The sequence below is a fragment of the Bilifractor sp. LCP21S3_F8 genome, assembly GCF_052117805.1.
GTDB lineage: Bacteria > Bacillota > Clostridia > Lachnospirales > Lachnospiraceae > Bilifractor.
In genome coordinates this window covers 1-20778 of record NZ_JBQKIK010000022.1, presented here as the reverse complement: position 1 = coordinate 20778, position 20778 = coordinate 1, and the positions used below count along the sequence as shown (strand labels likewise).

Here is a 20778-nt window from a genome sequence, read left to right as displayed (position 1 = left end):
TATACCTGCTGCGTAGTTTTACGCAAGATCCGCCCAGTTTGCAGGATATACAAAATATGCGTAGCGGCATGTCTCCGGTGTCTGGAAGTGAATATGGCTTCCCTTCGGGATATAGATGATATCTCCCGGATCTCCGGAAACAATTCTTCCATCAATCTCAATCTCCAGCCTGCCCTCAAGAACCACGTCGTACTCATCATAAGTCAGTGTCCACTCAAAGCTGGTGTGATCCAGTTCCATCACACCTGCTCCCATTCTCGGAGCTTCGTCCAGCGTCACGACATCCTTGAGAGCAACACCGTCCTGCTTGAACGGTTCGCATTTCACTGTCGAGGTCTTTATTCCGATGATTCCGCTCGGATCGATTTTTTTCTCAAACCCGCAGTTACTATTCTTAGATGGAGCAGCAGACTGCTCCATAACTTTTGTGATAATTTCACGGATCATTTCTTCCGTAATACTCATGGTATACATTCCTTTCTTCAATCAGGGCCTGTCAAATCATCTACTTCTCCATCGTTGCATTAACCTTCTGCAGCAGTTTCGGCGACAGAATATTCGCAACGATCAGAGCGGTAATACCTGCTACAAGCTTTCCGATGATGACCGGAGTAACCATGGTCTGGTCAACGCCTGCTGTGAATCCCAGGTGATCGCCAAATACGAAAGCAGCGGATACGGCAAACGCGACATTCAGAAGTTTTCCTTTCGGATCCATTTCACCGAAAATGTTGAACATGGCGATATTGTTCGCAAGATTCGCAACCATACCTGCGGAAGCCGTCTCGTTGATTCCGAGAAGGTGACCAAGCTTCTTCAGTCCGCCTCCGAAAGTCCTGGTGATCCACTCAACCATTGGGAAGGCACCGATCAGTACAATACCGATCTGTCCGCAGGTCAGAAGTCCTGAATCGAGCGGTGTCAGCCCTGTTGAAGCATCCGGTGTTGCCATCTGATCAAACAGCGGGAACATGATACCAGTGATCTGCTCAAATACAGCAATTGCAGTCAGGGCAGTGATCACGACGGTAACGCCGATCCCGAAGCGGTTGAATCCGCGGATCATACGGCCGGGACGGAACCACAGACCGATAACGATCAGTGCCGCGATGATGATAACCGGTATCAGGTTCTGCACGATACGCCCGAGACTCAGCTTATAGCTCGTCATCGCTGTCATACACAGGCCGCCGACGATACAGCCGATCGGAATAGTGATCATACCCGCGAGCACACCTGCTCCGAGGTAACCTCTGTCCTTCTTATCAATGATACCAAGTGCGACCGGAATTGTAAATACAATCGTCGGTCCCATCATCGTTCCCAGTATCAATCCCGCGAATTTTCCGATTGCTTCATCTCCAGCCAGCTGCATCGCCAACGGATAGCCTCCCATATCGCACGCCAGCAGTGTGGTTGCAAACATCGAAGAATCCGCACCGAAGAAATTGTATATCGGCTTGATGACCGGCCCCAGCACCTCCGCAAGCACCGGAGCTGCCGCTACAACGCCGGCCATGGAAAGCGCGAGAGGTCCGATGGCGTTAAAGCCTTCTTCGAATTTCTCACCATATCCCTTTTTATTGCCGCAGATCTTGTCTATCGCGCCGACAACCATGAATATCATCATGATCATCATGATTACTTTATTAATGGAGAGGGTCGTCGCCCACTCCCTCAGGCTTGATGTAAATGTGCTCATATTTTGCCCCTAAGAATAAACATTTTTTATAGTTGCTGCTAAAATAACCGCGACCGATGAGGATCCTGTGATTCAGGAATACCGGACTCCGGACTCCTGTCTTTCTATCCTCTGATTACTCCTGATAAACGATTTCCAGGTCGTCCACGATTCCGACTACAGTTGCATCAACGGGCGCGCTCATGTCATTGACCGCACTTCTTGCCGAGCTGCCATTGACGATGAGCACCGTCTCTCCGACGCCTGCGCCGATGAGATCAGCCGCGACAGTTGGAACGCTGTGCGATTTCTCATTACTGACGTCCAACGGCTGGACAACCAGAAGCTTCAGACCGGAGAGCCTTTCATCCTTTCTTGTGGCCCAGATATTCCCGATGACCTTTGCAACCTTCATCTTTTATCCCCCTTTTAATCGCAGCAGAAGCGGATACCCTTACGCTCAGCGGTTTCTCTCGCGAGATCTGTGATGATACAGTCTTTTCTGACCCGGATACATGTCGCGCCGGCTTTCACCGACTCGATCACATCCCTTTCTGTCACAGCCTTTCGGCTGATGATGCATTCCTTACCGCAGGCTTCGCAGCCATCAGCGGATATGGAATTTTCCCCTCTCAGCATCTTCCCCGCTGATTTGCTGACAGCAGCACATTCGGTTTTCTCCGCCGATTTGCCGACAGCAGCACATTCGGTTTTCTCCGCCGATTTGCCGACAGCAGCACATTCGGTTTTCTCCGCCGATTTGCAGCTGGCAGTACAAACCGATTTCTCTGCCGATCTGTCCATGACTGTGTCGACCAGTTTCTCAGCCGGAACGACAGTCAGCCCGCAGCTTTTCAGAAACTCCAGATCCCCGCTCATCCTCTTCCACATGGGTGATGGCATATTCTTTCTGTATCGCAGATATTCAATTTCATCCTCTGATACCAGCAGTCTTTTGCCGGACATAAGCGCCTGCAGCGCTGCCTTCAGATACGGAGTATCTGCCATTCCCACACAAAGTTTTGAAAGATTCGCGCACGTCAGATTGTACAGAACGACAGTATCTATCCGTTCCATATCGATGCTGTTGTCACTGCTGTCATCGGAAAGAACCGCGCTCTGTACATTGTACTTACCCGTAATCTCACTGTTCTCCAGGAAGGCCCTGCCATTCGTTCCTTCCTCTTCGGTCAAAATCAACAGAATTCTGCGTCCGCTTTTCGAAGCGGCAGACGATTCGCACGTTCCGGTTTCACTGCAGGAATTGCCCTGTGATGCGTCATTCGAACCGTTCATACACGCTGTGATCTCACTGTCAGAAACAGTGATCCCCATCTGCTCCAGTTTTTCTTTCACTCTGGCAGCGATGCGGTCTGTCAATTCTCCTGTTTCCATATTTCCTCCTTTCTGTCAGTCTTTAACCGGAAACGATGCAGTTCATCGCGATTCCGGCCGGCGTCACAAGGAAGGGATCCCGGGGCTTGATGGTTCTGATCCCCGTTACCTTCTCAAAGACACTTTCAATTCCTGTCAGACAGGACGTTCCGCCGCACAGATAGATCGTATCTGTCTCGGACGGATCGATATACTTTTTCACAATGGTAGCCATCTTTTCGACCACCGGACGTACCACCGGCATAATCTCTTTATGACGGCTGTAGTCCTGCTTGATTTTTTCAGCTTCTTCGAAAGATACGTGGTAATTTCCGGCAAGCACCAGAGACAGATGCGTGCCGCCTGTCGGCTCATCCTCTATCTCAATAACCTTTCCATCTTTAAACAATGCGAGGCCGGTGGTGCCGCCGCCGATATCTACCACAACACCGTTCTGAATCTGATATACAGAATTCGCAGCCGTAGGCTCATCGAGCACATTGGTGACTTCGAACCCTGCTCCTTCTGCCACATATTCATGAGTCCGGACACTGGAGTCTGTACCGGCCGGCATGGCAATCGCGCACTCGACAAGCTCCCGGTCAATCCGCTTTTCCAATTTGTCCTTCAATTCCTGCACAATCGTCCGCGCGCCGCTGAAATCAACCACGACACCGTCCCGCAGAACGCTCGCAGCCTTTTTCTCACAGGCTACCGGCTGATTGTTCTCATCCAGAACGACGAGAACAATATATGCGGTACCCAGATCAAGCCCCGTCTTCAGTCTTCCGGAAGACGGAAAAACCTCCTCCTGGGACTGTGATACCTTGTCCATGTATGTGTCAATTCGCTTCAGATCAAGCATAAACGCACCTTTCATTTCAAATTCGTGTAATTCTGAAATTCCCGCTCCGGACTATCCTGCCCGTCACCAGATTTCACTGCAGCCGTTTTCCTTACGGACAACGATCCTGTCCGTCACCAGTTTTCACTGCGGCCGATTCCCTTACGGTCAATCTTCCGTATGATTCTTCCCATCGTAAAGCCATGCACGAACGCAGCATTTGCCTCATCAAAATCGATATGCATCTTGCAGCTGAAATTCTGGCTGACACGAATGATCACATCCTCAAAGATTACCGGCCTGTCACTGAGTACTTCCACCGCAACTCTGTCCTTATCCTTAAGATTCAGCAGCTTCGAGTCCTTCTCCGTCACATGAATATGATTGTGTGCAATAATCACGCCCTGTTTGATCTCCAGCGAACCGGCAGGCCCCTGGATGGTGATGGCACCGCTTCCTTCGACATCCCCGGACTCCCTCAGCGGAGCATTTACTCCAAGCGCGACGCAGTCGCTCTTGGAAAGCTCCACCTGTGTTGCGCTGCGGACGGGGCCGAGCACAGCAACATGACTCATGGATCCCTTTGGTCCGATCAGGGTCACTCTCTGATCGGAAAGGAACTGGAATGGCTGCGAAAGATCTCTTTTCGGCGTAAGCGTTGCTCCCTTTCCGAACAGGACCTCACAATCTGACTGCGTCAGGTGAACGTGCTTTGCAGAGACCTCGATCTCTACCAGTCCGGCCATATGGATGGAATCCATCACGGCTGAAACAATATCCTTCATCAATTGCCTCCTCCTGTGTAGTCTCCGGCCAGATATTTGCACATCATAATATGAAGTGCACTGGACAGACGGTTGAGTTCTTCAATAATATCTCCGCGTTTATACTTCCGGCCTTCCCTGAACGCAGTGCAGGCGGACAGCTCTGTCTCCCTGATCTGTGTCCGGATACGATTAAGATAAGCGTAGTTGATTCCCATGCTGTAATCCGGAAGCAGCATCTGCTTAATCTTATAGAACTTCATCGGATCATGAGAGCGCTCGCGCAGCTCAGCATGAGTCAGTCCGATCGTTGTCATCTCCGGAACGTCCTCGCCAAGAACATCACAGCGCATCAATTCCCGAAGATGGCGCAGAATATCATTGAGATCGTCGACAAGTGACTGACAGCCGTTCTCATAAATAACTGCCTGAGCCAGGACGATCAGTGACTGTACCGAATCGAGTTTCCCACGAAAAACGATTCTCGGATCATCTTTGTTCACCAGTTCATTGCCGTAAAGCTGGGTCATGTGTTCCGGTTTTTCATAGAAGAATGCTCCGGTCTCATGCTCCGTGTATTTCGGACGCAGAACGGCCACTGTTTCTGTTTTTTCTGCAGCAGGTGCCCTCTGTTCCTGCGGAGCAGGGGCGCCGGTACTTTCTGTTTTCTTCTGTCCGCCCTGACCGGGATGGACCTGATCATGAAAATTGCTTTTCATCTGATATTTGATTTTTTTCTGCTGCAGATACTCTTTTGCTGCGGGAGTAAGGATGGCTCCGTCCGGCACGATATATACGTCTGGCTCGGAATTTCTCAGCTCATAACGGAGTAGTTCCTCGGTTATTGCTTTCATACGCCTTCACTCCTTCTTCTTTTATCATTTCCGGAGCTGTATGCTCCCTGTCATCCTCTCGGTATTATGCTTTATTGTTCTGCAGTATTGCCGAGCGTCGGAAGAATATACTCCACGTCCATATGCGGTCTCGGAATGACATGTACCGAAATCAGCTCGCCGACTCTCTCGGCTGCAGCCGCGCCGGCATCCGTCGCCGCCTTTACTGCTCCCACATCGCCTCTGACCATGACGGTGACAAGGCCGCCGCCGACACGCTCTTTACCGATCAGATGTACGTTTGCAGCCTTAACCATCGCGTCTGCCGCTTCAACGGATGCTACCAGACCCTTTGTTTCGATCATTCCCAGTGCTTCTGTAGTTTTTGACATAATTATTCGTTCTCCTTTCCAATAGACGGAAGAATGTACTCAACTTCCTCGTGCGGTCTCGGGATGACATGTACGGAGAGAAGCTCACCGACTCTCTCGGCCGCTGCAGCGCCCGCATCAGTCGCCGCCTTTACCGCTCCGACATCACCTCTTACCATAACGGTAACAAGGCCGCCGCCGACACGCTCTTTACCAATCAGATGTACGTTTGCTGCCTTGACCATAGCGTCTGCTGCCTCAACAGCCGCAACCAGTCCCTTAGTCTCAATCATTCCAAGTGCATCATTTACTGTTGCCATTGTTTTCTCCTCTCAATATAATTGGCATGTCCGTACTCATCAGGTTCGTATATGATGGATACGTCGCATCAGGTTCGTTTGAATGATCACATCGCCTTCAGCCGTGCGATCACGCTCTTCACAATCTCATCGACATTGATGTCCGACAAATCAGGCTGGTTATCCGCACTCTCCACACAGGAATCGATTTCCGCGCGGATATCCTCCATCTCTTTCTGCCCATACGCCACGTATCGCCTGTTGATCAGCTGCATCGGGCCGACATTCTCACTGGTTGCACTTCCGCCGACTGCGCCGCATCCGAGTGTCAGAGCCGGCTGCAGTGCTGTGGAAGCGCCGATGCCGCCAAGTGTACTCGGTGTGTTGACAACAATGCGGGATACCGGAACACGTTTTGCAAAATAATCAACGATTGCTTCATTTTTTGTGTGCATGGAGAAGGTGTGCCCTGCGCCCTCGTAATAAAGGATCTCACAAACCTTGTCACAGACATCGTGATAATCCTTACCTGTGTAGAATCCCATGATCGGTCCGAGCTTCTCATTGGAATATGGATGACCGCGACCAACCCCGGTCTCTCTCGCAATCAGAACCTTCGCATCCTTCGGAACCTTGTCCAGGTGAGCCAGCTTTGCGATTGTCTCAACGCTCTTTCCGACGATCTCCGGATTCATGGTTCCATTTGCGCGGAGGATGAACTTGCCGAGTTTTTCACTCTCTTCCTGATCCAGGATATATGCTCCCTGCTTCTTCAGTTCAGCCATAACCGGCTCCACCATATCCTCGTCGCAGATGATCGACTGCTCAGATGCACAGATTGTTCCATTATCAAACGTCTCGGAGTCCAGAATTCTCTTCACTGCCAGAGGAAGATCACAGGATCTTTCAATATAGGCAGGGCCGTTTCCGGGTCCGACGCCGATCGCCGGTGTACCGGAGGAGTACGCTGCCCTTACCATGGCCGATCCACCAGTGGCGAGGATCAGTGCTACGTCTCTGTGATGCATCAATGTATCCGTTGCCTCCATCGTCGGGATGGAAATACAGGATACAAGATTCTCATTTGCGCCTGCCTCCGCGATGGCCTGACGAATGACCTTAACCGCCTCCATGATGCAGCGCTGTGCCGTCGGATGCGGGGAGAATACGATTGCATTTCCCGCCTTGACAGCAATTTCTGCCTTATAGAAGGCAGTAGAGGTCGGATTCGTGGACGGGATAAGTCCGGCGATGACACCTACCGGAACCGCCAGCACGCGCAGTCCCTTCTCATCGTCGCGGGAAATCTCTCCGACTGTCTTCATATCCTTGATATGCTCATATACGCCACGGCTTGCAAACACATTCTTGACAATTTTATCCTTTACCTTGCCAAAACCGGTATCCTCGACCGCCATTCTGGCAAGACGCTCGGCATTGCGGACACCAGCGTCCGCGATGCAGCGAACAATATGATCTACCTGAGCCTGATCCATGCGCGCAAGCTCTTTCTGCGCTTCCTTGGCTGACTCAACCAGATCCCTCACTTCCTGCATTGAGATCAGGTCTTTATCGATTATCTTCATTCTGCCATTCTCCTGTTATTTTTCTGTTCTGCTTAATCCCTCTCTGTCACAAAATGCTTTTATACCTTCCAGCAGCACGTCTTTACGTGCGGATCGGATCTGCTCCCGTGTCAACGTATCGATTCCAAGTTTCTTTGCGAGATTTCTTAGTTCGCCAACACTCTTGCTGCCAATCTCGTCCAGGGAAATCAATGAAGACGCAGGCTTTTTTGCGATCGGATCCGTTGCTTCCGACGACACCTCCGGTTTTATGTCCGGCAGATCCGGAGCGCCGCTCTGTACTCCGTCACGTTCTTTCAGATTATCCTCCGGGATATCCAGATTTACGTCTGGTTCTTTCGGATCATCGTCCGGTTCCTCCGGATCATTATCCGGTTTTTCCGTATGATCGTCCTGTCCTTCCGGATTCCCATCCGGTCCTCCAGGATTCCCGTCCGGTCCTTCCGGATCATTATCCGGTTTCTCCGGGTGCACCTGACCGAGGATCTGTTCCACATCACCGTGTGGTCGCGGGATCACGTGAACCGAAATCAGCTCACCGATTCTCCCTGCCGCGGCTGCCCCTGCGTCAACCGCAGCTTTCACCGCTCCGACATCTCCCCGGACCATTACCGAGACCAGTCCTCCTCCGGAGTATTCCCTGCACTGAAGAGTTACATTGGCGGCTTTCAGCATAGCGTCCGCTCCTTCTATGGACGCAACCAGTCCTCTGGTTTCTATCATGCCTAATGCCTGCATATACTACCTCCGATACTGATCATTCTTCTCGCGGGCTTGAAGCAATCGCCTCAACAGCCGCAGCAAAGGCATCGCAGGCGGATTTGCATGCCGACTGGCTTCCTGTCAGCAGCGCGCCTCCGAAGTTGGTTTCTGACGGCGGTGCGTAAAGAACACAGCACTGCACATCCGCTGCCTTGAGTGCCGCATCCACTGCATACATAGCCTCAAGCGGCGGTGCAATCAGGTACGCGATTGCCTCCCCTTCCTTAATGCCGCAGGAAGCAGACAGGTAAGAACCTGTCCTTGATATGCAGTGCGCATAATAGCAGATCGAATCATCGTCGTTCGCAGATACGAAATGGCAGACATTCTCAATCATGTCAATACATGCGTCCAGTCCTGCCCTCGCCTCTGCCGGATTTGGAGCTGCCAGAATACCGATGATCTCACCGGCCAGTGCAGTGTTCGCATTGGCTGCACCTGCATACATACTCTTTGCGTAAACGACTTCACAGTCTGCTTTCTTCGTAGCCTCATCCAGTGCTGTGTAGGTGACATCATCGATGTCGGCGGTAATAAGTGCCAGGGACTTCTGATCCGGCCTTAACTTCAGCTCCTTTGCAAGGTCCGGAGAGACATTCGCGATTAGTCTGGTCGCCAGAACCTTTGCGAACAGTGGATCTCTTTTCATTCTTCAATTCCTCCATTCCGGTTAAATTACAGTTTCAGGTCCGTACCGCTGGCTTTCTTTTCGAGCATGATTTTAATAATTTCCGCAATGTGGGCGCCGGCCTCCGAAGGATTCGTTCCTGCGCTGTGTATATTGGAAACAACTGTTCTTCTTGCCTCCGGCATTCCCACTGTCGCCTTGTAAGCGATATAGGCAGACATAGAAGTCGCAGTAATCAGACCCGGACGCTCTCCGATCAGTGTACAGACAACCTCTGCGCCGACCAGCTCGCTGATCTCATCCTCTACCGCTACGCGGCCGTACTTCACGAAGAACGGCGTTCCGGTATCAATGTGATAACTTTGCAGTCCCTGCATGATCGCCGGAAGAAGATCCGGGATATTCGCTGCTACTGCCGCAGAGGACAGACCATCGGCAACGTAGATCTGAACTGTCGGGTTCTTCTTGCATTTCTCTTTAATCGTCTCAACCGCCTCAGGGCTCAGCTTGCGTCCGAGATCCGGTCTGGTCAGATACGTATCCTTGCTGTCACATTGTGTCTGGACGATGAAAAGTCCCTGACTCTTGATGAACTCTTCATCTACATCGTTGAAGACTGCATCCTGCGCAGCAGAATGTGCCGCTCTGAACTCGAGCTGCGGAAGTGTTTTGTAACGGGCTCCTGCCTTTCCGATACCCAGTCGGCACGGAGCAGCTGCCTTCTGCTCTGCGTATGCCTCTTTATTGACCGGGTTCTCCACCAGATACTGCTTGCGCAGATCAATCGCAGTGATATCCGGAAGCTCTCCATCTTCAACATAAGAGGGATCAAGACTTACCCCTTTATCCGGAATAACCAGCTGACAGCTTCCGGCATTCGAGGCGCCGACCGCCTCTTTTACTGCAGAGCTGACGGAGGCAGCCGTACTGCCGACCCCTTCCGCTCCCGGTTTAAGATTCATTTCTTTGAGAACTTCCTCAATGACTGTTCTTAAGTCCTTTGATTCCATTTTCTTTCACCGCCTCCCTTATTTGCTCATGAATACGGAAGCATCGCCCGCAAGTTTTGTCAGTTTACCGTTCTCTGAGAAGCCCATCTTCTCAAGCCACATATCGAATTCGTGAATCGGACGAAGGCCCATAACCTCACGGAGAGCTGCCGCCTCATGATATCCTGTGCACTGATACATCAGCATGCAGTCGTCGCCTTCCGGAACACCCATGATGTAATTGCAGCCTGCAGCCACAAGCAGTGTTGCCAGGTTCTCGATATCATTCTGATCCGCCTTCATGTGATTGGTGTAGCAAGCATCGCATCCCATCGGAACGCCGGTCAGCTTACCCATGAAATGGTCTTCCAATCCGGCACGAATGACCTGCTTCGAATCATACAGATACTCCGGTCCGATGAAGCCGACAACCGTATTCACCAGAAACGGCTGGAACCTTTTAGCAAACCCGTAGCAGCGAGCCTCCATCGTCACCTGATCCCATCCGTTATGCGCGTTGGATGAAAGCTCCGATCCCTGTCCGGTCTCAAAGTACATGACATTCGGTCCGGTGCATGTTCCCCTCGTCAGCATCGTCTGACGACCTTCCTCCAGCATCTGAGCGGTCAGACCAAACGCCTCATTTCCCTTCTGGGAACCGGCAATGGACTGGAACATCAGGTCAAGCGGGGCTCCAAGCCTTTTCGCTGCTTCGGTCTGGGTCGTTACATGGGCCAGAACGCAGATCTGAGTCGGAATATCCCATTTATGTTTAAATTCATCAAACATCTTCAGGATGCGCGCCACACTCTCAACCGAGTCGTCAACCGGGTTCAGACCGATGACCGCATCACCGCATCCATAAGAGAGTCCTTCCATAACAGACGCAAGGATTCCCTTCGGATCATCGGTTGTATGATTCGGCTGCAGACGGGATGAGAACGTACCCGGAAGTCCGATTGTCGTGTTGCAGTGTGCGGATACACGAATCTTTTTTGCCGCGTAGATGAGGTCGAGATTGCTCATCAGCTTGCAGACACCGGCGATCATCTCAGCGGTGAGCGCCCGGGAGACACGGCGGATCATATCCGGTGTCGTATCTACATCAAGAATCCACTCGCGAAGCTCGGAAACCGTCCAGTTCTTAATCTCATTGAAGATTGTCTCGTTGACATCATCCTGGATAATCCGGGTAACCTCGTCCTCTTCATACGGAACTGCCGGATTGTTGCGCAGGTCATTCAGCGTCAGATTGGCGAGCACGTACTTTGCCGCAACTCTCTCCTCCGCTGTCTCGGCTGCGACACCTGCCAGTTTATCACCTGATTTTTCCTCGTTCGCCTTGCCCATTACTTCTCTTACGGATTTAAATTCGTAAGTTTTGCCAAATAGTCTTGTTTTTAAAATCAATTGTCACACCTCTCTTAAGAATTAAATACCAGTGTTTTATTAACCACAGGTACTACTGTTCCGCCGGCCAGCGGCTCACCGATATCAATATAATCGCCGCCCGCCGCACGGATCCCGTCGATGCAAATAACCGGTTTTTTGAAATCAAGCTGAATATTCAGCGCGTTTCCCAGAACCTTTCCAATATCACACTCCACTACCACAATCAGCGGATAGCTGCTTTCTATCACCTCCCTGGCTCCTTTGATGATGGCTGCCGCCAGCTTCTGGATCTGTTGAAAGCCGGTCCAGCCTTTTCCCGAAAAAGCGATCGCTACCTGCTCCATCCTGCCCTCGGTGTAAAACAGGGGAAGCTGTGTCGCGATTGCCTGACTGAATGTCTCAAAATCAGTCTCGCTGTCCTCCGATATTTTCAGAACCGGTACATTTTTCAAAGGAAGCTTTCCTTTGTCATACCGGATGGTGCTGCCGCTTACATCTGTTGAATGTGTTCCTGCGCCCACGACCGTAGCGCGGATTGTCTCCTTCGCCTGATAGCGGGTCAGTGCCGCGATCGTCCTGTTCTCGCGGATGGCCTTCCCCAGCAGAACGCCGATGTCCCCGTAGCGAAACAGTTCACTGTCGTTGTCCTGATAAATGCAGTCAGCGACACCTCCGGAATATGTGACCGCCCGGATGCCGATATCTTCTCTCAGCATCTTGCCGTCATTGGTGTACAGGGCGCGATGCTCGTCGTCAGGCTGCGCCAGACGCAGCGCTTTCGCGAGCTCATCTGCCATGATCCGGCAGACCTTCATCAGCACCTCCGGATCTGCGCGGTCACCCTCAGCGATCCTGATTCCGTGGTTTGCCGCCAGTTTCACGATTTTGTGGAAAATATAAGAAATTTTCCCATCCACGATCTTGATCAGGCGTCCGCCGATATCCAGACAGCAGGTGCCTTTAAGCGCGCCTTTTTCATAGACCGCGATGTTGGTGGTGCCGCCTCCAATATCCAGGTTTGCCACCGTCGTGTGATTTTCCTGAGAAATCGCATCTGTGCCGGCGCCGCGTGCCGCCAGCACCGACTCAAGATCCGGTCCGGCAGTGGCTACCACAAAATCGCCGGCCATATCCGAGAGGGCCTCCAGCACCTCATTGGCATTTTTCTTGCGCGCTGTCTCACCTGTGATGATCACGGCGCCGGTTGACAGATCCTCCGGTTTCATACCCGCAGCCTGATACTCACTCCGGATAATTTTCTTGATCGCGTCCGCATCAATCTCCGTTGCAGATTTCAGCGGAGTGAAGTAAATCTTACTTCGGTAGATAACCTCTTTTTCAATGATCGAAACCCGCGGAACCGTGTAGTTTCCGGCAACGTTTTCGATCACCAGCCGGCTGAAAACCAGCTGTGTCGTTGATGTGCCGATATCAATTCCGATACTCTTGATTTCCTGTCTCATTTTTTTAATAGCCTCTTGTCTCCTACGAGCACTTATCGATAGGTTTCATGATCTGATTAAGCCAGCTGAACCAGGTCCTCGTTCCACTGCTGTCGGAGGAGATTCGAATATCACCCCGAAGCTTGTCACGCACGAAGGAACGTACAATCGACATGCCGAAATTCTCGCTGCTCTGATCAGAAGCATCATATCCCACGCCGTTATCCTCTACCGTAAGCTCCGAATACAGCTCTCCCTGATGCACATGGATACTGATCTGACCTTCCTCCCGGTCCGGAAACGCATATTTCACGGCGTTCTGTATCAACTCGTTGACCACAACGGAAACCGACGTGGCGACATCCGAATCGACCTTGAAATCCTCTCCGCTCACCGTAATGGCTATCTTTCTGTTTCCGGAAAACGCAAGAGTGATGTTGTTTTTCAGGTTCTCCAGTACCTCCCGGAGACTCACATAGTCGGCAACCTCGCTCGACAGCAGCTCGTGGGTATTTGCGATAGAAAAAATACGATTCATTGTCTCCATCAGCACTTCCCGTACTTCGTCATTATCCGATTTCCGCATCTGAAGATTCAGCAGGCTGATAATTGTCTGAAGACTGTTCTTGACCCGGTGATGCATCTCCCGGATCGCTGTCTTTCTCAGCACCAGCTCCTTCTCCTGTTCCTTCTGCCGCGTGATATCGCGCATCAGCACAGCCTCGGAATAGTAACCGGATTCGATCGGTACGGTTTTTACGCTGATGATCCTGCTTCCAACCAGTACCTCTTCGTACGAATAATCATGATCATACGTGTCGATGCTTTCCGCAGTCAGTCTCACGTTCGCGTAAGGCTGATGCAGAAGATCTTTCACATAGCCAAGTTCTTCATACATTTCTTTCGCGACATGGTTCCGCAGCGAGATGATTCCTTTTTTATCCACCAGCAGCAATGCCTCGTCGATACATTCCGCAAGCCAGTTGTTGTCGGGCATGATTTTGGTGACCGCCGCGGCAATCTCTTTGTAACCGCTCATCGAGATATGCAGTTTTTCGCGCGGCTGTATTTCGTCGCTGGTCTGTTTCTCGATAATCAGCACACCGATCACACGATCTTGTACCTTTATCGGCTCCACCGTCTGAATCGTGATGCCCTTTTCCTGTGTTGTTGCCTTCATCTGACGGGTGCCCACGCCCAACCGGAACGTTCTGGCTACGGCAGGCTCATTTTCCTTCGTAGCGATCATGCCGACGACGCTGCCCTTATAAGAGGACGGAACCTTTGTCGGCTTTGCTTCTGCCACCACAAGAGAATCTCCGCTTTGCATCAGACAATCGATGAAAACATCTGCCTCTTCGATATCGGCGATTGAGGGAAGCAGTCTCGCCATCGCCAGTATTTCCGTCATTTCCTCTTCTGTCAGATCTACGTATCTCATGCACAATTCGCGCAGATTCTGCTCATCCATAATCATATGCTCCTGACAAGTATCATCTCCGAGACCCTTCTCATGGACAGATGTTTTTGCTGACTGATCTGTCTGATATAGCTGTAAGCCTCTTCCTCACTCTTTTGATCCCGCAGCATGATCATGCCCTTGGCTTTCTCAATAATCACGCGGCTTTCCAGTCTTTCCTGCGCCCTTTCTACTTCTGCGCGTATCTTCTTCATCTCGCGGCTGCGGCTGACAGCCAGCTCAATGCTCGGAATCAGCGATTTTTCATAATACGGCTTCACCAGATATCCGGATACGCCACAGTCCTTCGCTGACTCAATAAATTCCGGATCCGTATAGGCAGTCAGCAGAATGATCGTGTCCGCCAGCTTTTCCTGAAAAATAATCTTTGATGCCGAGAGTCCGTCGAGAAACGGCATCTTAATGTCAAGAAGGACAAGATCCGGCTTGTTTTTCCGGCACTCCTCCACCGCATCAAAGCCGTCGGAGGCCTCTCCTACAACCTCATATCCCGAATCTTCCAGAAGTTCTCTCAAGTCCATCTTTGCGATCGGCTCATCGTCTGCAATTACTATTCTTAATGCGTGTTCTGTCTTATCCATATGTCAGAGCCTTCATTCAGCCGCGTTCAATGATCTGCGGCATTGTCAATCCACCGGCATATCCAGTGCCCGGAGCAGTTCTTCCACACCCTCACCTGTCACACTGCTGATGCGATAAATCCTGTGTGCTCCAGCTGCCTTCAGATACACCTCTGCATCACTGATTTGTTTTTTATCTGCGATATCGATCTTCGTCACAACTCCAAGACACGGTTTTGTGAACATCGTTGAAAACTGTGCCGGATACATCGTCCCGTTCTCCGTCGCATCCTGCAGAAAAAGAATGATGTCCGCATCGGCCGATGTGACCATCAGCGCTCCCCGGAATCCTCTCCGCTCCAGGTATTCCCCCGGCGTGTCAATCATTACTTCATGTTCCACGGTGACTGTCTGGGTTTTGTGGTACCGGATATCATCGTTGAAAATTCTCTGACACAGTGTCGTTTTTCCGGCCGTCGACCGTCCGATCAGCATTATTCTTTTTCTTTTCTGATTTGTCATCTGTCTGTCATGTCCTTGTGATCACCGTGGAGGAAAATCCCATCATGTCCTTGTGATCACCGTGGAGGAAAATCCCATCATGCCGCAGAGAACATTCATGACGTTTTTCAGCGCCTCCTCCACAGCCGCCACATCGCCGGTGATTACCAATGATCCGTTGAAACGGTCCACAAAGCCGATTTTAATATCCGCAGCCTTCGAAGCCACATCAGCAGCGATCATAGCGCCCTCACTCGGCGTGATCGTCATGATTCCGATTGCGCCCGATGCGTCCAGAAGACCCAGCTTCGAATACAAATCCGCATCCGGGCTGGCGATCACATGCGCCAGAGTAACCTGTTTTCCGGGAACAAATTCCTGGATAATTCTCTCTTTGTTGTCACCGTTCCCGCTGTTCGTTCCAAACATAGCTCCTCCTTCCGCCCTGCATACCGGCAATCATCCCTGGTAAGCTATTTCTTACGCCCTGCCGGTAAACGCCTGACGATAAAGCGTCTTGATATCCTCCAGCGTGACCTCTCTCGGGTTCGATGCAGTGCACGGATCAGCAAGCGCTGCCTTTGCCATCTCATCCAGCTGTGCATTAAAATCATCTTCTGTGACACCTGCCTCTGCGATTGTCGCCGGCATGTTCATTTTTTCCATAAAGCGTTTTGCCGTGCGGATCAGCATCAACGCGCTCTGACGCGTTCCCACGCTGTCCATGCCCAGCTGCGCGACGATCTCCGCGTATCGGCTCGCGGCCGGTGTCAGATGGTCATGGCATCCGGCATTGAAGCTCATGACATACGGAAGAAGAATTCCGTTTGCCCGCCCATGCGGAATATGAAAATGCGCACCCATGGCGTGCGCCATACCGTGGTTCAGCCCGAGACCGGAATTTGCGAACGCAATACCAGCCATGCACGAAGCATTGTGCATGCTCTGCCGCGCGTGAAGGTTCTCGGGATTTTTATACACTTCAAGGAGGTTGTTCTGTAAAAGCTGCAGTGACTTGATGGCCATGGCATCCGTAAAATCATTGTGTTCCCTGGAGACAAAGGCTTCCACCGCATGTGTAAATACGTCAATGCCCGTATCTCCGGTGACCTTCGGCGGCGCGCTGACTACCAGACTCGCGTCCAGTACAGCGATATCCGGCACCAGACTCTCGTCCACGAGCGGATATTTTGTCTGCGTCGTTTTGTCTGTAATCACAGCAAACGTGCTCACCTCGGAACCGGTTCCGCTGGTCGTCGGAATCGCGATGAAGCGGATGTTTTTATATTTTTCATTCACACGTCTCGCGATAAAAACGATCGCTTTCGCCGCGTCGATGGACGCGCCGCCGCCGAGGCAGATGACCGTATCGGGATCCAGCGCCTCCAGCCTTTTGATACCGGCAGTCACGACTCCCAGATCCGGCTCAGCCGCCACATCCGAAAAAACATCGTACTGCTTTCCCGCGCGATCCAGCCGGTCCGTCACATACGAAACCTTTTTGCTGACCGCAAGAAAATGATCCGCTACAACAAACACCTTTTTCATATCATTCACCAGCTGATCGAGCTGATCACCGATCATGATCCTGGTGCTGACTCTGAATTCTCCCATTGCTTCCCCTTTCTTCTGTGTTAAATTAATAGTAAATTTTTACTGTTATTCCGAGACAAAAAAAGCAGCATTTTAAACATACTGTTTAAAATGCTGCATCGCACTTAAATACATATTACCTCATTCTTCTGCGGCTTCCTCGCCCGGCAGAAAAACACACTTCCCCCTGCTTCGTATTCATACTCAAAGCTTTGTATTCATACTCAAAGGAAAGAGTAAATACGCAAAGCCAACGGGAAAATGCGGGTTTATGAAATTGTTGGCATCCTTTCAAAGCGAAAAAGAAAAGGGAAAGCACCGACCGTTCCGCCCGACACTTTCCCTTTCGACATTGCATCCGCCGGATTGATAATTAAGAGAGGTGGCGCAATGAAAAATTCGATGGTGAAGCACTTAACGGTCTTCCCTGTTCATAAAATACCGGTTCCATTCCATGGACACGGCCGAAAAGCCATCAGCTGCATCGCTGAGGGCAGGCACTCTCCCAGATCCGAGGAGAATTCATGTGCGTTATACACGGGCAGGTCTTCTGACTGCGGCGTCATCACTTTTTCTCGCCTTCTCAGGTTTCCCCAATGGCATAAGAGAAAAAGCTAAGCCAACACAGCAACGGCATTGTGCAGGATTCACACCTGCTTCCCTTTTCACCGGCAACAATTTACCGACACCTGTGTACCATCAAATTTATGTTGTCAGTTTATAATATTGACAACCTTTTGTCAAGCGTCATGTTTTGTATAATTTTCAGTCATGTTTTGTATAATTTTATCAGCTGATTCTGTATATTTTGCCGGATATTTGTCCAAACACCACTGGTTAATAAATCCCGCTCCTGCTAATATAGGATGTGCGCAAATCACGCACATGCTCAGATCTTCTGTTAAAGACCGTAAGCTCCCATACGATACATCGTGCCACATACAGTATCAGCTGCGGATTGCTCCGTACTTCGCCGCTAAGATACAACAGAAGGTTCATGACTCATGCAGCAATGATGCAGCAACCATGACGCAGCACAATGATGCAGCAGCCATGACGCGGCAGCAATGATACAGCACAAAAATATTAACAACGAGGTTATTTCACAAATGTCATCATCTGATTCCAAAGCAATTACCCAAAACAAAAGAACCGCCAGAAATGAGATCGATATGATCCACGGCGGCCTGGCAGGGAAAATCATGCTCTTCGCGCTCCCGATCGCTGCCGCGAGCATTCTGCAGCAGCTCTTCAATTCTGCGGATTCCGCGGTCATCGGACAGTTTTCCTCTCCTGAAGCACTGGCCGCCGTCGGTCTCAACGCGGAACCCATCGGCATCATCCTCGGCCTGATCACCGGTCTCTCCGTCGGCGTCAATGTCCTGATCGCCCGATACATCGGAATGAACCGTCGGAAGGAAATTCCGGCGGCTATTCACACTTCCATGCTCTTCAGTCTCATTGTCGGCGTCATCCTGATGATCTGCGGTCTCGTGGCCGCCCGGCCGCTCCTGATCCTGATATCCACTCCGGACAATATCCTCGATCTCGGCGTGCGCTATCTTCAGATTTACATGCTCGGAAGTCCGTTCATCGTAATTTACAACTTCGCAAGCGCCATTCTGCGGGCTAAGGGTGACACCAGAAGACCCCTTTATGCTCTGATTTCCGCGGGAATTCTGAATGTCATACTGAATCTTTTCTTTGTTATTGTGTGCCGCTTAAATGTAACCGGTGTCGCTCTCGCGACGGACATCTCCAATGCCCTGAGCGCAGCGCTCACCGTTTCCTTTCTGATGAAGGAAACCGATGAATTTCATCTCTCCCTGCGCAATCTTCGTCTTAAGGGAGATCATGTGAAGCGTCTCCTGGCCATCGGCCTGCCTGCAGGTATACAGGAGGCAGTGTTCTGCGTCTCAAATGTATTCATCCAGGCCGCCATCAACGGCTTCGGGTCCGACGCCATTGCAGGAAGCGCCGCCGCCCTGAATTTTGAGTACTTTGGATACTTTGCCGTAGCCGCCTTCACGCAGGCCGCCACCACCTTCATCAGCCAGAACCACGCCGCCGGACAGAAGAAACGCTGCGGAAAAATTTTCCTGTACTGCCTCATCTTCGGAGCCCTGGCCGGCGCCGTGCTCAGCGTTCCGATCGCGCTCTCCGGGACCTTCTTCATGCGGATTTTCTCCTCAAAAGAGGCCGTCCTGATGTACGCCATCCGCCGGAACCGCCTGGTCCTCCTCTGGGAATATCTCGTCACCCTGTATGAGATTCCTGCAGCCGTTCTCCGGGGAAGAGGTCATTCTCTGCTCCCCTCCGTCGAAATTCTGTGCGGCACCATCCTGTTCCGGCTGATCTGGCTGTTTACTGTGTTCGCACACCACCCGGTCTATGAGGTCCTATGTCTCGTCTGGCCGGTCTCCTGGCTGCTGACGGCCGCGGCGCTGTATATCTCGATTCTGGTCATGAAGAAGCTTAACCTCTACGACTGACCGATTCCATATCCAGTCTGCCTGTTCCCATACTGCGTCCGCCTGTTTCCACATTGTGTCCGCCTGTTTCCATATCCCGGAGGAAGGAATCCCGCAGTGCTTCGGCGGCTTTCCTGTCCGGAAAACGAAATCTTCCAAGAGACTGCACCGGCATGATTCCCATCAGAGAATTGGTGATGAACATGCCGGTGAATTTTTTCAGATCTTCCGTCCGCACCACCTGTTCCCGGAATTTCAGACAGTCCCCTTCCTTCCGATCCAGCATCCATTTCTTCCCCGGATCAAGCAGATAGCTCCGGATCGTTCCCTTCAAAAGCCCGCTTGTTACCGGAGGAGTCACAACTTCATTTCCCCTGGTGAAAAAAACATTGCTTACGGATCCTTCGCAGATCTCGCCCTTCGTATTCACAAAAACCGCTTCATCATACCCCATCTTCTGAATCTGCCGGTGCACCAGGATATTGTCCCCGCAATTTAAGGTTTTATAGTAGGTAAACGGCGAGGTTTCATTTCGCAGAACCGGGCTGAAGCGCAGCCGGAGCCCCTCCTGGAACTGCCGGTCCGTATAGGGATTCTCCCGGGTGCTGAACAGCAGATTTTCCTCCGTCACGGTAATTTTCAGCGCCCCTCTTTCCCATACCCGTCCTTTCTCAAGTCCCGACAGATATTCGTGCAGCATCTCCGTCAGCCAGGTCTCCATCCCGCTTTTTCTGCCGTTTCCGCACCATTCCCCCCTGCCACGTTCTTCCCCGCTGCCATGTTCTTCCTCCCACTTCAGATACGCTCTGTTTTCAATATGCAGGTCACGAAGTCCGCCTGCCAGCCTGCGGATATGCAGGTCCTCCAGCATTGCCGTCCCATGGATTATTGCAATTGTCTCGAATAATCCCATTCCGAAGAAAAAGCCATCATCCGCCTTACATCTGATCTCTTCCATTTCACACCTCTGTTTCCAATTCTTTCTGTCTGAACTGTACCGCATTTCTCCCCGTCCAGAGCTCTTCCTGCTCTCCTGTTGCCGCGCAGACCGTCTCAGGCAACGCCGCCTGCTATCTTATTTCCTTATCCTCTCATTCTTTTACTGTATAGCCTAATAAGTTGTGGGGCCAAGCCCCATTAAAAAAGCGCAAAAAACCCCTATCCAATCTAAACGTGCTTTTATGGGGTAAAATATCAAATGCTATGCG

21 protein-coding genes, 1 pseudogene and 1 riboswitch are annotated in these 20778 nt (G+C 51.3%); of the genes and pseudogenes, 1 reads left to right on the top strand and 21 read right to left on the bottom strand.

The window, feature by feature from the left end; genetic code table 11:
• Positions 1 to 18 precede the first annotated feature (18 nt).
• From ACTQ3A_RS10290 to ACTQ3A_RS10195, 20 genes and pseudogenes are all read right to left on the bottom strand, one after another.
• The gene (locus ACTQ3A_RS10290) at positions 19 to 465 is read right to left on the bottom strand and encodes a cupin domain-containing protein (RefSeq protein ID WP_441495312.1); all 447 of its coding nucleotides are present in this window, start codon (positions 463 to 465) and stop codon (positions 19 to 21) included.
• A 40-nt stretch (positions 466 to 505) separates the two neighbouring features.
• On the bottom strand, positions 506 to 1702 hold the full coding sequence (locus ACTQ3A_RS10285) for an ethanolamine utilization protein EutH (protein ID WP_441099457.1): 1197 nt from the start codon (positions 1700 to 1702) through the stop codon (positions 506 to 508).
• A gap of 115 nt (positions 1703 to 1817) precedes the next feature.
• Complete coding sequence (locus tag ACTQ3A_RS10280) at positions 1818 to 2096, bottom strand: EutN/CcmL family microcompartment protein (RefSeq protein WP_441099456.1); 279 nt, start codon at positions 2094 to 2096, stop codon at positions 1818 to 1820.
• A gap of 14 nt (positions 2097 to 2110) precedes the next feature.
• Entirely contained in the window at positions 2111 to 3076 is a 966-nt protein-coding gene (locus ACTQ3A_RS10275; RefSeq protein WP_441494792.1) for a hypothetical protein, read from the bottom strand.
• Between the two features lie 22 nt (positions 3077 to 3098).
• On the bottom strand, positions 3099 to 3935 hold the full coding sequence (gene eutJ, locus ACTQ3A_RS10270; RefSeq protein ID WP_441495311.1) for an ethanolamine utilization protein EutJ: 837 nt from the start codon (positions 3933 to 3935) through the stop codon (positions 3099 to 3101).
• 98 nt (positions 3936 to 4033) lie between these two features.
• Entirely contained in the window at positions 4034 to 4684 is a 651-nt protein-coding gene (gene pduL / locus ACTQ3A_RS10265) for a phosphate propanoyltransferase (protein WP_441099453.1), read from the bottom strand.
• Positions 4684 to 5517: an ATP-binding protein gene (locus ACTQ3A_RS10260; protein ID WP_441494794.1), complete on the bottom strand. Its 834-nt coding sequence runs from the start codon at positions 5515 to 5517 to the stop codon at positions 4684 to 4686. The genes pduL and ACTQ3A_RS10260 overlap by 1 nt, the downstream gene beginning before the upstream one ends.
• A gap of 71 nt (positions 5518 to 5588) precedes the next feature.
• A complete protein-coding gene (gene eutM, locus ACTQ3A_RS10255) occupies positions 5589 to 5888 on the bottom strand; it encodes an ethanolamine utilization microcompartment protein EutM (RefSeq protein ID WP_441099451.1) in 300 nt (99 codons plus the stop codon).
• A gap of 2 nt (positions 5889 to 5890) precedes the next feature.
• Complete coding sequence (gene eutM / locus ACTQ3A_RS10250; protein WP_441099450.1) at positions 5891 to 6187, bottom strand: ethanolamine utilization microcompartment protein EutM; 297 nt, start codon at positions 6185 to 6187, stop codon at positions 5891 to 5893.
• Between the two features lie 86 nt (positions 6188 to 6273).
• Complete coding sequence (locus ACTQ3A_RS10245; RefSeq protein ID WP_441099449.1) at positions 6274 to 7752, bottom strand: acetaldehyde dehydrogenase (acetylating); 1479 nt, start codon at positions 7750 to 7752, stop codon at positions 6274 to 6276.
• A gap of 480 nt (positions 7753 to 8232) precedes the next feature.
• Positions 8233 to 8490 (bottom strand): annotated as a pseudogene (locus ACTQ3A_RS10240) (BMC domain-containing protein); the annotation flags it as partial.
• Positions 8491 to 8509: 19 nt separating this feature from the next.
• A complete protein-coding gene (eutL, locus tag ACTQ3A_RS10235; RefSeq protein ID WP_441099448.1) occupies positions 8510 to 9163 on the bottom strand; it encodes an ethanolamine utilization microcompartment protein EutL in 654 nt (217 codons plus the stop codon).
• A 26-nt stretch (positions 9164 to 9189) separates the two neighbouring features.
• Positions 9190 to 10152, bottom strand: a complete 963-nt coding sequence (gene eutC / locus ACTQ3A_RS10230) for an ethanolamine ammonia-lyase subunit EutC (protein ID WP_441494795.1) — start codon at positions 10150 to 10152, stop codon at positions 9190 to 9192.
• An 18-nt stretch (positions 10153 to 10170) separates the two neighbouring features.
• A complete protein-coding gene (locus ACTQ3A_RS10225; protein WP_441099446.1) occupies positions 10171 to 11541 on the bottom strand; it encodes an ethanolamine ammonia-lyase subunit EutB in 1371 nt (456 codons plus the stop codon).
• Positions 11542 to 11555: 14 nt separating this feature from the next.
• The gene (gene eutA / locus ACTQ3A_RS10220) at positions 11556 to 12986 is read right to left on the bottom strand and encodes an ethanolamine ammonia-lyase reactivating factor EutA (RefSeq protein WP_441494796.1); all 1431 of its coding nucleotides are present in this window, start codon (positions 12984 to 12986) and stop codon (positions 11556 to 11558) included.
• Positions 12987 to 13008: 22 nt separating this feature from the next.
• A complete protein-coding gene (locus ACTQ3A_RS10215; protein ID WP_441494797.1) occupies positions 13009 to 14436 on the bottom strand; it encodes a sensor histidine kinase in 1428 nt (475 codons plus the stop codon).
• A 2-nt stretch (positions 14437 to 14438) separates the two neighbouring features.
• Complete coding sequence (locus ACTQ3A_RS10210) at positions 14439 to 15026, bottom strand: ANTAR domain-containing response regulator (protein ID WP_441494798.1); 588 nt, start codon at positions 15024 to 15026, stop codon at positions 14439 to 14441.
• A 45-nt stretch (positions 15027 to 15071) separates the two neighbouring features.
• Complete coding sequence (locus tag ACTQ3A_RS10205; RefSeq protein WP_441495310.1) at positions 15072 to 15500, bottom strand: EutP/PduV family microcompartment system protein; 429 nt, start codon at positions 15498 to 15500, stop codon at positions 15072 to 15074.
• Positions 15501 to 15569: 69 nt separating this feature from the next.
• Complete coding sequence (gene eutS / locus ACTQ3A_RS10200; RefSeq protein ID WP_441494799.1) at positions 15570 to 15935, bottom strand: ethanolamine utilization microcompartment protein EutS; 366 nt, start codon at positions 15933 to 15935, stop codon at positions 15570 to 15572.
• Between the two features lie 51 nt (positions 15936 to 15986).
• Entirely contained in the window at positions 15987 to 17120 is a 1134-nt protein-coding gene (locus ACTQ3A_RS10195; protein ID WP_441475718.1) for a 1-propanol dehydrogenase PduQ, read from the bottom strand.
• Between the two features lie 502 nt (positions 17121 to 17622).
• A riboswitch (cobalamin riboswitch) is annotated at positions 17623 to 17807 on the bottom strand.
• 401 nt (positions 17808 to 18208) lie between these two features.
• On the opposite strand from ACTQ3A_RS10195, the gene ACTQ3A_RS10190 reads away from it, so the two are divergent.
• The gene (locus tag ACTQ3A_RS10190; protein WP_441494800.1) at positions 18209 to 19591 is read left to right on the top strand and encodes an MATE family efflux transporter; all 1383 of its coding nucleotides are present in this window, start codon (positions 18209 to 18211) and stop codon (positions 19589 to 19591) included.
• Here the strand turns inward: ACTQ3A_RS10190 and ACTQ3A_RS10185 are convergent.
• Complete coding sequence (locus tag ACTQ3A_RS10185; RefSeq protein ID WP_441099438.1) at positions 19575 to 20528, bottom strand: aminotransferase class IV; 954 nt, start codon at positions 20526 to 20528, stop codon at positions 19575 to 19577. The two genes, ACTQ3A_RS10190 and ACTQ3A_RS10185, sit on opposite strands and share 17 nt — an antisense overlap.
• Between the last annotated feature and the right edge of the window lie 250 nt (positions 20529 to 20778).